Below are 14,345 nucleotides of genomic sequence, written 5' to 3'. Positions count from 1 at the left end.
CCGGACGGCGGCGTGCCGATCTACCAGGGGAGACGCGGCATGGCGGAGAGCACTGTGGAGCGAGGCGCCTCTCCTCCCCGGCAGGACGCGGTGCGGCTCACCCAGTACGCGCACGGGGGCGGCTGCGCCTGCAAGATCCCTCCCGGTGAGCTGGAGTCCGTCGTCGCCGGACTGCTCCGGGAGGCGAACGGGCCACGCCAGGACCTCCACGGTGAGCTGGTCATCGGGTTGGACGACGGCGACGACGCCGCCGTGGTCCGCGTCGAGGGCGGCCGGGCGATCGTGGCCACCGCGGACTTCTTCACCCCCGTGGTGGACGACCCCTGCGACTGGGGGCGGATCGCGGCGGCCAACGCCCTGTCGGACGTGTACGCGGTGGGCGGGGAGCCGCTGGTGGCGGTGAACCTGCTCGGCTGGCCCCGGGACGTGCTGCCGATGGAGCTCGCCGGGGAGGTGCTGCGTGGCGGCCTGGAGGTGGCGCGGGCGGCGGGCTGCCACGTGGCGGGCGGCCACAGCGTCGACGATCCCGAGCCGAAATACGGGATGGCCGTCACCGGGCTCGCCGATCCTGAGCGGCTGCTGCGCATCGACGGCGGCCGGGCGGGCCTGCCGATCTCCCTGACCAAGCCGCTCGGCGTCGGCGTGCTCAACACCCGGCACAAGGCGACCGGCGAGGTCTTCCCGCAGGCGGTGGCCACGATGACCACGCTGAACCGGGACGCCTCCCGGGCGGCGCTCGCCGCGGGCGCCGGGTGCGCCACGGACGTGACCGGGTTCGGCCTGCTCGGCCACCTCTACAAGCTGGCCAGGGCGAGCGGCGTCACGGCGGTGCTCGACGTGGCGGCCGTGCCGTACCTGAGCGGGGCTCGCGAAGCCGTACGGGACGGCTACGTCAGCGGCGGCACCCGGCGCAACCTGGCGTGGGTGGTACCGCACCTGGATCCGGGCCGCTTCGGCGAGGAAGACCTGCTGCTGCTCGCCGACGCCCAGACCTCAGGCGGCCTGCTCGTGGCGGGTGAGATCCCCGGCGCGCCGGTCGTCGGCGAGCTCGTCCCCCGCGAAGGTCCGGCCCTGCGACTGCGCTGACCTGCCCGGACACGGCCCGGATAAGACCGGCCAGGGCCAGACGAGCCTAAACCAGGCAGGGGCGGACCGGACCGGAGCGGACGACGGGGGCCTCTCCATGCGACCGGGAGCCCCGGTAAAAGACGTCATCGGTCAGGAGTTCTCGTCCGCCCGTCTCCTCAGGCGCTCCCGTTGGGGCACCACCGTGTACTTCGGGTCGGCGGCCGAGGCCTTGCCCACGGCCAGGACGCCGAAGCGGGTGCAGAGGGCGCCCGCGGTGAGGGCGAGACCGGACAGCGCGCCGAGGGCACGGCCGCGCCCGGCGACCGTGGCGAGCAGGGCGCCGCCCACCGTGAGGGCTCGGGCCGTCCGCATCAGGCGGCCCGGCCTGCCCAGCCGGTAGGGTTCGCCGACCAGGCCGAGCCGGTGCTCCATCACCGCGCCCGCGACCGTCTCGACGGCGGCGCCCAGCATCGCGGTGACGCGGGCCGGGCCCGCCTCACGGCGCGAGGTGGCCAGCATGCCCACGGCGCCCGCACCGGCCAGCGCGCTCCCCGCGAACAGGAACGGCAGCTCGCGGTGGGCCTCGTGCCAGGCGGGCACGGCGGTGTCGGCGACGAGCACGGCGGTGTACGTCGCCATCAGCGGCCCGGTCACCACGGCCGCCCAGGCGGCCGCGTCGCCGACCGCGGGCAGGGCACGGGTGACCTTCACCGGGAGCACCGGGATGCGCAGGACGAACCGGGCGGGGAACCGCGTGGCGAGCCCAAGGGTGCCCCCCGGGACAGGCCGGGCCGGAACCCGCAGGGCCGGCCAGGCGGGGAACCACGGGATGGACCGGGCGGGGATCTCCCTGACGGAGCCGGCGGTGACGAGCGCGGAGGCGGCCGAGACGGCCGTCAGGGCGCTGTGGGCGGCCAGGAGCCAGGAGCCGACGCTCATCGGCGAGGTGGGCTTGAACACGCGCAGCATGTTGAGGAACCGTTCCGGCCTGCCGAGTTCGGCGACGAGGAAACCGGCGCCGGCCACGGCACCGGCGGCCGCGGTGACCCTGGCGGTGAGCGCGAGCCGGTCACGCCCGGTGAGCGTCGCCACGGCGGAGATCACCGACGCGGCACCGGAGGTTCCGCCCAGATAGAGGTAGAGCGGCATGTGAGGCTCGTGCCAGATCGGGGCCTTGATGATCGGCTGCCCGTAGTAGGAGCGGAACTCGGCCCCGGGCACCATCGTCTTCTCACCGCGCCTCACCGCGACCACCTCCGCCCGGAAAAGGACCCGGAAAAGGACACCGCCACCACTGCGACCATGGAGAGCGCCGCCCCGGCCGCCCAGCGCCACATGGCGGGCAGATCCCTGGTCGTGACCACCGGGTCGGGAGGCAGGCCGTACACCTCGGGCTCGTCGAGCAGCAGGAAGAAGGCCCCGTCCCCGCCCACGCCGTCGCCGGGGTCCGCCCCGTACAGGCGCGCCCGCGGCCTGCCCTCGCCGCGCAGCAGCTCCACCCGTTCCTCGGCGCGGGCCCGCAGCTCCTCCAGCGGCCCGAACTGGATGGAGTCGGTGGGGCACGCCTTGGCACAGGCCGGTTCCAGCCCGCCGAGCTGGCGGTCGTGGCACATGGTGCACTTGAACGCCCGGCCGTCGCGCTCCCTGCGGTCGATCACGCCGTACGGGCAGGCGGGCACGCAGTAGCCGCAGCCGTTGCAGACGTCGGCCTGTACCACCACCGTGCCGAACTCGGTGCGGAACAGCGCCCCGGTCGGGCAGACGTCCAGACAGGCGGCGCGCGTGCAGTGCTTGCACACGTCCGACGACATCAGCCATCCCTCGATGCCCTGCCCGCCGTTCCCGCCCGGCTGCTCGATGAAGGCCACGTGGCGCCAGGTGTCGGCACCGAGGCCGCCCGTGTTGTCGTACGAGGTGGCGCGGAAGACGAACCCGTCGTCGGGCACGTCGTTCCACTCCTTGCAGGCGACCTCGCAGGCCTTGCACCCGATGCAGATGCTCGTGTCGGTGAAGAAGCCCATCCGCTCAGCCATCGCGGTACTCCTCGATCAGGCCGAGCAGCGCCCTGCCCGTGGGGCGCCTGCCCGGCCGCAGGTCGCAGGTCATGGCCTTGCCCTCCTGGATGTAGACGTTCGGGTCGAGCACGAGCGGCATCAGGTCGTTCACGACGTCGCCGGTGACCAGGCCGCCGCTGCCCCAGCCCCAGTGGTAGGGCAGGCCGATCTGGTGGATCGTCGCGTCCCGCAGGCGCAGCGGGCGCACGCGCGAGGTCACCAGCACACGGGCCTCGATCGCGGTGCGGGACGTCACGATCGTCGCCCACCCGCCGTTGACGAGCCCCAGCTCCGCGGCGAGTTCCGTCGACACCTCGCAGAACAGTTCCGGCTGCAGCTCGGCGAGATAGGCCAGCGGCCTGCTCATCCCCCCGGCGGTGTGGTGCTCGGTGAGCCGGTAGGTCGTGAGCACGTACGGGAAGCGCGGTGAGCCCGGCGGGTTGTAGGGGCTCTCCGGGCGCGGGTAGGTCTGGCGCGCCGGGTTCGCCCGCTGCCCGTACAGCGTGTTGCGCACCGGCGACTCGTGCGGCTCGTAGTGGGTCGGCAGCGGCCCGTCCGCCAGTCCCGCAGGGGCGAACAGCCAGCCCTTGCCGTCGGGCTGCATGATGAACGGGTCGGTCCCGGCCAGCGCGTCCTCGGCCAGGGCTCCCTCGGGCGGCACGTATCCGGGCGGCTTGTGCCGCTCGAAGTCCGGCACGTCGAGCCCGGTCCACTCCCCCTTCTCCTCGTCCCACCACAGGTAGGCCTTGCGCTCGCTCCACGGGCGGCCCTCGGGGTCGGCGGAGGCCCGGTTGTAGAGGATGCGCCGGTTGGCGGGCCAGGCCCAGCCCCATTCCGGCGCGACCCTGTTCTGCTCGTTCCCCGGCCTGCGACGGGCCGCCTGGTTCACCTCGTCGGCGTACACCCCGCAGTAGATCCAGCACCCGCACCGGGTGGAACCGTCGGACTTGAGCTCGGTGTAGGCCGACAGGGTCCGCCCGTCGGGGCCGGTGCCGTTGATCTCACGCAGCACCGCCCGCGCCGACGGCTCGGCGTGTTCGCCCTCCTCCGGGTAGTCCCAGGTGAGCTCGCGTACCGGCCGGTCGATCTCGTCGTCGGTCATCCGCCGCCTGATCCGCTTGCCGAGGTGGTAGTAGAACGACAGGTCGCTGCGGCAGTCGCCCGGCGGTTCGACCGCCTTCTCCCGCCACTGCAGCAGCCGCTGGGTGTTGGTGAAGGTGCCGTCCTTCTCCACGTGGCTCGCGGCGGGCAGGAAGAACACCTCGGTGGCGATGTCCTCGGTGCGCGTCTCCCCGGTCTCCAGCTCGGGGCCGTCCTTCCAGAAGGTGGCCGTCTCCACCAGCGTCAGGTCGCGCACCACCAGCCAGTCGAGGTTGGCCAGGCCCAGACGCTGTGCCCGGCCGCCCGAGGAGCCGACCGCCGGGTTCTCCCCCACCACGAAGTAGCCCTTGACGGTGCCGTCGATCTGTCCCATCACGGTGGTGAAATGGCCGTGGTCGCCGGTGACGCGGGGCAGGTTGTCGAAGCGGAAGTCGTTCTCCTCGGTTGCGGCGTCGCCCCACCACGCCTTGAGCAGGCTCACCAGGTAGCAGCGTTTCCTGCCCCAGAAGCCGGTCTCGGCCCCGGCCTTGGCGAGGTAGTCGTCGAGCCCCTCGTGCCGGTGGGCGTGGGGCATCGGCAGGTAGCCCGGCAACAGGTTGAACAGGGTGGGGATGTCGGTGGAGCCCTGGATGCTCGCGTGGCCGCGCAGCGCCAGGATCCCGCCGCCGGGGCGGCCGATGTTGCCCAGCAGCAGCTGCAGGATCGAGGCCGTGCGGATGTACTGCGCGCCCACGGTGTGCTGGGTCCAGCCGACCGCGTACGCCCAGGCGGTGGTGCGTTCCCTGCCCGAGTTCGCGGTGATCGCCTCGGCCAGCTCCGCGAAGTCCTCCGGGGAGATGCCGCACAGTTCCGACACCGTCTGCGGGGTGTAGCGGGCGAAGTGCCGCCGCAGGATCTGGTAGACGCAGCGGGGGTGGCGCAGCGTCGGATCCGTGAGCGGCCTCGACGGCGCGGCGGCGCCACCGGAGCCGTACTGCTCGGGGCCCGCCGCCTCGGCGTGCCGGGGACCGCCCTCCATCCGCTCGCCGCCGACGTCGGACGCCTCATCCTCCTCACCGCGCTCGTAGGCCCAGCTCGACGGGTCGTACGCGCGTCTTTCCCGGTCGAATCCGGAGAACAGCCCGTCCAGGTCCTCGGTGTCCTCGAAGTCCTCGGAGATGATCGCCGAGGCGTTGGTGTAGGCCACCACGTATTCGCGGAAGTCCAGCTCGTTGGAGAGCACATGGTTGATCAGCGCGCCGAGCAGCACGATGTCGCTGCCCGCGCGGATCGGCAGGTGGCGGTCGGCGATCGCGCTGGTGCGGGTGAAGCGCGGGTCGATGTGGAACACCTTCGCCCCGCGCGCCTTCGCCTCCACCACCCACTGGAATCCCACCGGATGGCATTCGGCCATGTTGGAGCCCTGGATGACGATGCAGTCGGACTCGGCCAGATCCTGCTGGAAGTCCGTGGCACCGCCACGCCCGAAGCTGGCCCCCAGACCGGGGACGGTGGAGGAGTGTCAAATACGGGCCTGGTTCTCCACCTGGATCGCGCCGAGGGCGGTGTAGAGCTTCTTCATCAGGTAGTTCTCTTCGTTGTCCAGCGTCGCCCCGCCCAGGCTCGCGATGCCCATGGTGCGCCGGACCGTCCTGCCCTCGTACTCCTGCTGCCAGGTCTCCCTGCGGGTCCGCACCACCCGGTCGGCGATCATGTCCATCGCCGTCTCCAGGTCGAGCGGCTCCCAGTCCGTGCCGTGCGGCCGCCGGTAGAGGACTCGGGTCTGCCGGCCGGGGTGGGTGACGAGCTGCTTGCTCGCCGCTCCCTTGGGGCAGAGGCGCCCGCGTGAGATGGGCGAGTCGGGGTCACCCTCGATCTGGGTGACCCGGCCGTCCTTGACGTAGACCAGCTGGCCGCAGCCGACCGCGCAGAACGGGCAGACCGAACGCGCGACGCCGTCGGCCTCCTCGGTGCGGGGCCGCAGGACGTCGGTGCGCGCCGAACGCGCGGCGTCGCCCCTGCCGTCCTCTCCCATCAGCTGCCGGATCACCGGCCAGCGGGAGAGGCCCCTCCCCCGTGTCATCCTCGGGGCTTACCCCGGCTGACCTGCCCTAATCACCGTCAGGGTTCGCAGAGCGCCATCTCGCGGTCCGGCGCGGACAGCGCCCGGTAGCTCCCCGAGTGGAAGACCAGCGGCTCGCCCTCCTGTCTCCGGAAGTGCTCGACCTCCCCGACGAAGATCAGATGGTCCCCTCCGTCGTACGTGGTCACCGCGCGGCAGGCGAAGTGGGCGACGGTCCCGGCGAGGACCGGCACCCCGCCCGGCGCGAGACGGGTCTCCACCCCGGCGAACTTGTCGGGCAGCGGCGTGGCGAACCGCCGTGACAGGTGCTCCTGGCCGGCTGCCAGGACGTTGACCGCGAACCGCTCCGCCTCGGCGAAGGCCGGCGCACTGGGGGCCCGCCGGGACAGGCACCACAGGACGAGCGGCGGGTCGAGCGAGACCGAGGTGAAGGAGTTGACGGTCACGCCCAGCCGGTCACCCCGTGGGGTGGCGGCGGTGACCACCGCCACCCCGGTGGCGAACTGCCCGAGGGCGTCGCGCAGGGATCTCATGGCGCCGCCTCACTTCCCGGCCCGCGCCAGGTACTCGGCCGCGCCGGCCGGGTCCAGGAACCAGTCCGCGTAGTCGGAGGGGTCGTCGAAGCCGTTGACGAAACGGGAGGCCACCTCGGGCAGCTCGCCGGCGGCTCCCAGGAGCTCCAGCACGTGCGGCGGCGGGGGCGCGAGCAGCGCGTTCGTCCAGGTGGTGGCGTGCCGGGCGTCTCGCCAGTAGCGCTCGAAGACCCGCTCCATCCAGGCCCCGTCGTACGGCAGCTCGCCGCGCTCCAGGATGTCGGACAGGTAGGAGGCCGCGCACTTGGCGGCGTTGTTGGACCCCTGCCCGGTGATCGGGTCGTTGAGCACGACCACGTCCGCCACGCCCAGGACCGGGGCACCCGACGGGAGCGTCGCCACCGGCCTGCGCACGACCGGCGTGAAGCGGCCGGACAGGACACCGCCGGCGTCGGTGAGTTCGACGTCCGCGGCGCGCTCGGCCTCCCACGGCAGGAAGGTCTCCAGGATCCGCCTGCTCATGGCCAGATGCTCGGCCGGGGTGGCGACCTCCGCCCAGCGGTCCATAGGCCCGCCGGGAACGCCCTCGAACACCATGATCTCGCAGGGGCCGGTGACGGTGAGGGCGGGGAACACGAAGTACTCGCCGACCCCGGGGATCATGTTGAAGCACACCGCGGAGTGGTCGGGCCGCGGTGTGAGGCCGTTGACGTAGGTGAGGGCGAGGGCCCGCTGCGGGGCGTGGTACGGCGAGCGCGACGCGTCCCGCTCGAAGAGCGAGGCGATCGATCCCTTGCCCGCGGCGACCATGACCAGGTCGTACTGGGCGGCGTAGCCCTCCAGGTCCTCCACGGTGGCGTCATGGATGACGATCTTCCCGCCGAGCCGCTCCACCTCGGCCATCCAGGCGGGCATCTTCAGCCGCTGGTCGACCGAGCGGGCGGGGGCGTCGAGCCGGGCGGCCCAGCGGATCGCCGGGTCCCCGTCGGGGCCGGCCACCGCGAACTGGATCCCGTCGATCGACGGGCAGCCGTCCGCCCACAGGTCCAGGCCGAGGTCACGCTCATGGCCGAGGGCGGTGCCGAACATGGCCTGGCTGGACATGACCCGGCCGTCGCGGATGTCCTCGGGGGTCCGGTTGGAGACGACGGTGACGTCGTAGCCGTTCCGCAGCAGGCCGAGGGCGAGGTGGAGGCCCGCCTGACCGGCGCCGACGACAAGGATTCTGCGCATGGTGAGATGTCCTTTCGAGGAGGTTTCGAGAGCTTCGAGGAAGCCTTGAGAGGGCTTCCCCGAAGCGGGGAACGATCGAGCGGCGCCTGGTGAAAAGGTACGACGGCCGCCGCCGCCCATGCCATCCGCTCAGCGCGGGTTCCATCCGTCTGGCGCGGGATCCTCCCCCGCCCCTCCCCGATTCGTCCTCACCTCGACGTCTTGGCCGTCCGACTGCCGGGCCGAGTGCCGTCAGTTACCGCGTAGCGTCTGGGACGGCGTCCGGCCGTAGCGCGCGCGGTAGAGGGCGGCGAAGCGCCCCTGGTGCGGGAAGCCCCAGTGGGCCGCCACCTTCGTCACGGTGCACCTGGCCGGATCGCCGGCCGCCAGTTCGTCGTGCACCCTGCCCAGGCGCACATCCCTGAGGTAGGTCATCGGGGTCAGGCCGAGATGGCGGCGGAAGCCCTCCTGGAGCGAGCGTCCGCTGACCGCCACGGCGCTCGCGACCTCGTCCGTCGTGAGCGGCAGGTGGGCGTGGTCGTCGATGTACCGCATCGCCCGGCGCACCACCTTGGGCAGGGCGGGGGGCCGAGGGGCGTTCAGCCGCTCCAGGTAGTTGGACGGTTGCCCGGTGAGCAGGGAGGAGAGCATGGCGTTCTCCAGGTGGGCGATCGCGAGCGGCTGCGCGGCGAGCCCGTCGCCGTACTCGGCCTCCCTGACGATCAGGTCGGCCATCGCCTTCCAGGCTCTCGCCCAGCCGGCGGTCATGTCCATGCCCAGGTCGAAGACGATCGGCCGGTCGAGCCGCTCCCCGAGCATCCGCTCCATGGCGTCCTCGACGACCGGCCGGTCGAATTTGACGATCAGCTGGGGGCAGCCGGCCGCCCAGCGCATGTCGAGGTGTTCCGACGGCGACGGCAGGGAGGCCAGACCCGGCGTCGACACGATCTCCTGGCCGCCGCACCGGATCAGGCTGTGCCCGGCCAGCGGGATCTGCACCAGGAAGAAGGATTCGAGCTCCCCGGGCTCGATGCGGACGTCCGCCCCGTAGTCCAGGTAGTTCACCCGCACGGTGCCCAGCTGGACCGAGTTGAGCCGCGCGGCCAGCCGGGAGGTGCCACCGGTGAGCTCCAGCCGGTGGGGGCAGAACACTCCGGCCACCAGTTCGCGGGCCTCGTCGAGGTCCGCGGTGTCGAAGACCGGCCGGTTACCGAGCGGGACCGGCGCTCCACCCTCGCCCATCGACCCTCCAACCCTCCGCAACCCTCTATAACCGTCTGTAACCATCCGTGCTCGTGCATCTCCGCACGTGCCGCCGCGTGCGTACGACGACGCGAGGTCGCGCACGGCCGGTCCTCACATGATCTACGGATCGGAACCGGCCGACCATGGAGAAATACGCAAAAGCCCGAGGGAGCGTGTCCAATAGTGGACAGGTCTCGCGGGCGAGGCCGGCGGCGTCCTCACGGGCACGTGGAATCCGCGTGGGTCACCGCGGAGGAGGCCTTCGGGAGACCCTCGTCGGAGGCCGCGCGCTCCCCGGTTTTCGGGTGGCGGCACGTGGTCCGGCTTTGCCGTGGCTTTCATTCGCCGGTCCTACCGTGTGCTGGTGACGTCTTTTCACCGGTACCTCGCGGAGGAGGTCGCGGTCGACCACGCGGCGGGGCTCGTCCCCCGGCACGAGGCGCTGCACCGCCTCACCCTCCTCGGGCTGGAGGCACCCGCCGCCGTCGCCCTGCTCGCGACCTGGGAAAGCGGCGGAGGGAACGCGACCGCGCCGTCCGCCACGGGATCCGACACGGCGACGGCGTCCACCGTGCCACCGGGCGGCGAACCGCCCCCGATCTCCTCGCCCCTGCCGACCGAGGAGATCATCTTCCCCGGCACCGAGAGCGGCGTCACCCTCAGGGGCGCCTGGGCGGCGCCCGCGGACCCGCGAGGCGCGGTGCTGGTGATCCACGAGAACCGCGGGCTCACCGACCACATCCGGTCGGTCGCCGGGCACCTGGCGGCCGACGGCTACTGTGCGCTCGCCATCGACCTGCTCTCCCGCGAGGGCGGGACCGCCTCCTTCGAGGACCCGGCTCAGGCCACCGCGGCGCTGGGCGCCCTCTCCCCCGAGCGCCTCGCCGCGGACATGAAGGCCGCCCTGGGCGAGCTGGAGCGGGGCGCCCCCGGCAAGAGGCTCGGCGTCATCGGCTTCTGCTTCGGCGGCGCCATGACCTGGCTGCTGCTCTCCTCGGACGAGCCGCGCCTGTCGGCGGCCGTCCCGTTCTACGGCCCGTTTCCCGGCGACGCCGACCTCTCAGGGGCGAGGGCCGCCGTCCTCGCGATCTACGCCGAGCGGGACGACCGGGTCAACGCCACCCGCGAGGAGGCCGGAACCGCCCTGGAAAGGGCGTGCCTGGAACACGAGATCGTCACGTTTCCCGGCGTCGGCCACGCCTTCTTCAACGACACCGGCCCGCGCTACGACGCCGGCGCCGCCGCCGAGGCCTATCGGCGTGTCCTGGACTGGTTCGGCCGCCACCTGGGCTGAGCGTCCCCGTCCGGCGGCCGACGGGCCCGCGCCGCGGCGGTCGGCGAACGCCCTCTCCGGGAAGCCTCCCGCCGCACGTCCCGCCCATCCGCGCGTCCCCACCCGCCTGCGCGGTACGGTGACGCGCCCGGCTCAGGTCCAGGCACGCTCGGCTCAGGTCGAGGCGCGCTCGGCTCAGGTCGAGGCGCGCTCGGCTCAGGTCGAGGCGCGCTCGGTGAGGATCCCCTCGGGCAGACCCGTCACGACGACCTCGCCCTCCCGGTCGACGGCCGCGCTCACCTCCGCTCCGGCGACCCGCAGACCTCCCGCGAAGACCGCGCCCAGGGGGGCACCGGCGAGCGGGCGCAGCAGCATCCGCCCCTCGGGCACGTCGGGATAGAGGCCGAGTGCCGCGTGCACGACGGTCACCGCGGCGGCGGCGGACCACGCCTGCGGGCGGCAGGCCGCCGGGTAGGGAACCGGACGCCCCAATGCCGACCGGTCGTCGCCGCCGAACAGCTCGGGCAGCCGGTAGCCGAACGTCTCGCCCGCGGTGAGCAGCCCCTCGGCGAGGGTCGCCGCGTGCGTGGCGAACCCGGCGCGGGCCAGTCCGGCGACCACGATCGCCGTGTCGTGCGCCCAGATCGACCCGCAGTGGTAGGACAGCGGGCTGAAGCCGCCCGCGTCCGCCGACATCGTCCTCAGGCCGAAGCCACCGGCCATCTGCGGGGAGACGAGGAGGTCGGCGATCTCCGCCTCCTCCGCCCCGGTGAGCAGGCCGGTGCCGAGCAGGTGCCCGATGTTGCTGGTGAGCGCGTCGACGGGGCGCTTGTCCCGGTCCAGGGCGAGGGCGGGGAACCTGCCCTGTGGCCCCTCCACCCAGAACCTGGCTCGAAAGCGCTCGGCCAGCGCCGCGGCGTGCTCGCGCCAGCGGGCCGCGCCGGGGCGGCCGAACGCCTCCAGCAGGTCGGCTCCCTGCCTGGCCGCCTGGTGGGCGTAGCCCTGCACCTCGACCAGGGCGATCGGCGGCTGGGCCTGGCGGCCGTCGTGGAAGCGCAGCGCGTCGCCGGAGTCCTTCCAGCCCTGATTCGCCAGGCCCCGGCCGCTGGTGTCGATGTACTCGATGAAACCGTCCCCGTCGGGGTCGGCGTGGTGGCCGAGCCAGCCGAGGGCGGCCTCCAGGTGGGGCAGCAGCGCGGCGACCTCCGTGGCGGGGGCGCCCCAGCGCCAGGCGTCGTGCAGCAGGGCGATCCACAGCGGGGTGGCGTCGATCGTGCCGTAGTAGGCGGCGGGCAGGTGCAGGTCGTTGCCCTCGACCGTGAAGTCGTGCCGGCGCAGCTCGTGCATGATCTTCCCGGGGGCCTCGCCGGAGCCCGGATCCACCCTGGTTCCCTGCCTGCGGGCCAGCACCCGCAGGGTGCCCATCGCCAGTTCCGTGCCGAGCGGCAGCAGCATGCGGGCGGCCCAGATGCTGTCGCGGCCGAAGAGGGTGAGGAACCAGGGCACTCCGGCGCCGAGGAAGACGTCACCGGGGGCCGCGGTCTCGGCCAGTCGCAGCGAGCGCAGGTCGTCCATGGACTGCTCGAAGAGCCTGCTCAGCCGGTGATCGGCGGCGACGACGCGGGGAGTTCCCTCGCCCGCCCACTCGGCGGGGCGATCGGGCGCGGTCACCACGGCCTGGGGGTCGCGCACCTCGACCCGCCACGACAAGGTGACCCTGGCGCGGGGCGCCAGCTCGACCGGCCAGCGCAGGAAAGCCGTGCGCGCGGACCCGGTGGACCCGGCGGACTCGGCCCGCGCGCCCGTACCGGTCGCCACGACGTGGACGCCGCCGGAGTTCCAGGAGATCTGATCGGGCGCGGTGCGCTCGGCCGCCGCCTCCGCGGTGTCGCCGCCGGACTTGACCACCTCGATGGGGGCGAAGTCGCAGCCCAGCTCCAGGCTCACGACGGCGGCGACGGGAACGGTCGCGCTGGAGACTATCTCGACGCGTTCTTCCATGCCACCCGGTGTGACCTGCCGGAACCGCTCGATCCGTACAGTGGGATCGGGGACGGGGTCGCCCAGCCATCGGGCCAGCGTGACGAACCCGGTGGCGCCAGGCCCTCTCTGGGCGTGGCCCACGGCCTCGGGCTCTCGGCCGTCGATCGTCAGGACGGCCCGCGACAGGGCGCGGGAGTCCGCGTGGAACACGCCCTGGACACCGGCCGGGCGGATCTGCCCGTCGCCGCCGCTCAGCGCGACGGTCGGCGCCAGCACGGTGCTGACGAGATCGTGCAGCAGGGGCTGGAGGCGGTAGGCGTCGGCGGAGCCGCCCACCGCGACCGCCTGTGGGCTGGGGGATGAGGCGTCGTCGAGCACGACTGACTCCCTGAGATCGTGTCGAGCCGGTGACGTCTTGACAGAAGACGGCCGGGGGGTGCACATTGCGAAACACTCTCTTTACTTGAACGATCCAACCATTACGCTCCGTTTACTTGAACGATCCAATCATGCCTCATACCCCTTTGAACGTTCAAACCCCTAGAAGGGTGCAAATGGCTGCAAAAGTGACGATCACCGACGTCGCGCGCCGTGCAGGGGTGTCGCGCCAGACGGTGTCGAACGTGCTCAACAGCCCCGAACTCGTCCGCGAGGAGACCCGCGACCGGGTGCGGGAGGCGATCGAGACGCTCGGCTACCGGGCCAGCCAGGCCGCCCGGCAGATGCGAACCGGCCGATCACGGCTGATCGCGACGCGTATCGAACCCGACCGGGACGGGATCAACGGCTCGGTCCTGGACCGCTTTCTGCACGGGCTGACCGCCTCGGCGGCCCGTGCCGGATACCGGATCCTGCTGTACGCGGCGGGCGACGAGCGTGCGGAGATCGACACCTTCGACGAGCTGGTCGGAAGCCACGAGCCGGACGCCTTCGTGCTCACCAGCACCTACCACGGCGACGGCCGCCCCGCGTGGCTGCGCGAGCGGCGGCTGCCGTTCGTCACGTTCGGACGGCCCTGGGGAGACGCGGGAGACGCGGGAGACGCGGCGGACGGCGACGCCGCTTCCGGCGGGACGACCGCGGATCCGGGGTACCCCTGGGTGGACGTGGACGGCGCGGCCGGCACCGCGGCGGCCACCCGCCACCTGCTCGACGCCGGTCACCGGCGGATCGGCTTCCTCGGCTGGCCGCGAGGCTCCGGTGTGGGCGACGACCGCAGGTCCGGCTGGGCGAGGACCCTCGCCGCCGCCGGGATCGACCCTGCCGGCCTGGACCAGGCCACGGACGACGGGGTGGCCGACGGCGAGAAGGCGGCCCGTGAACTGCTGCGTGCCGAGCGGCCGATCACCGCGCTGGTCTGCGCCAGCGACTCGCTCGCCCTGGGCGCGCTGCACGCCGTCCGCTCCCTGACCGCCTCGGGACAGCTGATCGCCTCGGGACGCCTGACGGCCGAGGGGCGTCTCACGGTCGCGGGACGGGCCGGCGACGAGGAGGGCCTCCCGGTCAGCGTGATCGGTTTCGACGACACGCCGGTGGCGAGGGCGGTGGGGCTGAGCAGCGTGAGCCAGCCGCTCGCCGAGGCCGCGGCCGGCTGCGTGGGCCTGCTCACCCGGCTGTTCGACCCGCCCTCCCCCGGCGACCCCGGCACCTCTGCGGCCTCCGTGATCTCCGCGGCCTCCCACACCCCCGAGGCCGGCGCGCACCTCCTGCTCCAGCCGTCCCTCGTCCTGCGGCAGTCCTCGTGGCCGCATGACCACCCGGCCGGATGAACACCTGACTCCTTTCCGGATCCCCCCCCCCAGAAAGATTGGAAA

General features: G+C 72.8%; 10 protein-coding genes. 3 read left to right on the top strand and 7 right to left on the bottom strand.

Annotated elements, in window-relative coordinates; all coding sequences use genetic code 11:
- The first annotated feature begins 39 nt into the window (after positions 1-39).
- Entirely contained in the window at positions 40-1,086 is a 1,047-nt protein-coding gene (gene selD / locus AB0B96_RS27795) for a selenide, water dikinase SelD (protein WP_362903227.1), read from the top strand.
- Between the two features lie 132 nt (positions 1,087-1,218).
- Here the strand turns inward: selD and nrfD are convergent, their stop codons facing one another.
- From nrfD to AB0B96_RS27765, 6 genes are all read right to left on the bottom strand, one after another.
- The gene (gene nrfD / locus AB0B96_RS27790; protein WP_362903225.1) at positions 1,219-2,313 is read right to left on the bottom strand and encodes an NrfD/PsrC family molybdoenzyme membrane anchor subunit; all 1,095 of its coding nucleotides are present in this window, start codon (positions 2,311-2,313) and stop codon (positions 1,219-1,221) included.
- Complete coding sequence (locus tag AB0B96_RS27785) at positions 2,310-3,101, bottom strand: 4Fe-4S dicluster domain-containing protein (protein ID WP_362903223.1); 792 nt, start codon at positions 3,099-3,101, stop codon at positions 2,310-2,312. The genes nrfD and AB0B96_RS27785 overlap by 4 nt, the downstream gene beginning before the upstream one ends.
- Complete coding sequence (fdh, locus tag AB0B96_RS27780; protein WP_362903221.1) at positions 3,094-6,285, bottom strand: formate dehydrogenase; 3,192 nt, start codon at positions 6,283-6,285, stop codon at positions 3,094-3,096. Before fdh ends, AB0B96_RS27785 begins: the two co-directional genes overlap by 8 nt.
- A 38-nt stretch (positions 6,286-6,323) precedes the next feature.
- On the bottom strand, positions 6,324-6,818 hold the full coding sequence (locus AB0B96_RS27775; RefSeq protein ID WP_362903219.1) for a flavin reductase family protein: 495 nt from the start codon (positions 6,816-6,818) through the stop codon (positions 6,324-6,326).
- A 9-nt stretch (positions 6,819-6,827) separates the two neighbouring features.
- Positions 6,828-8,051 carry a styrene monooxygenase/indole monooxygenase family protein gene (locus AB0B96_RS27770; RefSeq protein ID WP_362903217.1) on the bottom strand — a complete coding sequence of 408 codons (1,224 nt, stop codon included), beginning with the start codon at positions 8,049-8,051 and terminating at the stop codon, positions 6,828-6,830.
- Positions 8,052-8,282: 231 nt separating this feature from the next.
- Positions 8,283-9,272, bottom strand: a complete 990-nt coding sequence (locus tag AB0B96_RS27765) for an AraC family transcriptional regulator (RefSeq protein WP_362903215.1) — start codon at positions 9,270-9,272, stop codon at positions 8,283-8,285.
- A 367-nt stretch (positions 9,273-9,639) separates the two neighbouring features.
- Here AB0B96_RS27765 and AB0B96_RS27760 point away from each other — a divergent pair, with 367 nt between their 5' ends.
- On the top strand, positions 9,640-10,569 hold the full coding sequence (locus tag AB0B96_RS27760; protein WP_362903213.1) for a dienelactone hydrolase family protein: 930 nt from the start codon (positions 9,640-9,642) through the stop codon (positions 10,567-10,569).
- A 195-nt stretch (positions 10,570-10,764) separates the two neighbouring features.
- Here AB0B96_RS27760 and AB0B96_RS27755 read toward each other — a convergent pair whose 3' ends face one another.
- Entirely contained in the window at positions 10,765-12,909 is a 2,145-nt protein-coding gene (locus AB0B96_RS27755; RefSeq protein WP_362903211.1) for a glycogen debranching N-terminal domain-containing protein, read from the bottom strand.
- 176 nt (positions 12,910-13,085) lie between these two features.
- Between AB0B96_RS27755 and AB0B96_RS27750 the strand changes: the two genes are divergently transcribed.
- Positions 13,086-14,300 (top strand): LacI family DNA-binding transcriptional regulator, encoded by a 1,215-nt coding sequence (locus tag AB0B96_RS27750; RefSeq protein ID WP_350949058.1) that lies wholly within the window; start codon positions 13,086-13,088, stop codon positions 14,298-14,300.
- Positions 14,301-14,345 lie beyond the last annotated feature (45 nt).

It is taken from the genome of Streptosporangium sp. NPDC049046, assembly GCF_040649155.1.
GTDB lineage: Bacteria > Actinomycetota > Actinomycetes > Streptosporangiales > Streptosporangiaceae > Streptosporangium.
Note: the sequence above shows the minus strand (reverse complement) of the source record. Positions and strands in the feature narration are given on the sequence as shown.

What these genes read in the sequence shown, in the direction of transcription:
- selD (WP_362903227.1), top strand. Translation starts at nt 40, where the DNA reads ATGGCGGAGAGCACTGTGGAGCGAGGCGCCTCTCCTCCCCGGCAGGAC.
- AB0B96_RS27785 (WP_362903223.1), bottom strand. Translation starts at nt 3,101, where the DNA reads ATGGCTGAGCGGATGGGCTTCTTCACCGACACGAGCATCTGCATCGGG.
- AB0B96_RS27775 (WP_362903219.1), bottom strand. Translation starts at nt 6,818, where the DNA reads ATGAGATCCCTGCGCGACGCCCTCGGGCAGTTCGCCACCGGGGTGGCG.
- AB0B96_RS27770 (WP_362903217.1), bottom strand. Translation starts at nt 8,051, where the DNA reads ATGCGCAGAATCCTTGTCGTCGGCGCCGGTCAGGCGGGCCTCCACCTC.
- AB0B96_RS27765 (WP_362903215.1), bottom strand. Translation starts at nt 9,272, where the DNA reads ATGGGCGAGGGTGGAGCGCCGGTCCCGCTCGGTAACCGGCCGGTCTTC.
- AB0B96_RS27750 (WP_350949058.1), top strand. Translation starts at nt 13,086, where the DNA reads ATGGCTGCAAAAGTGACGATCACCGACGTCGCGCGCCGTGCAGGGGTG.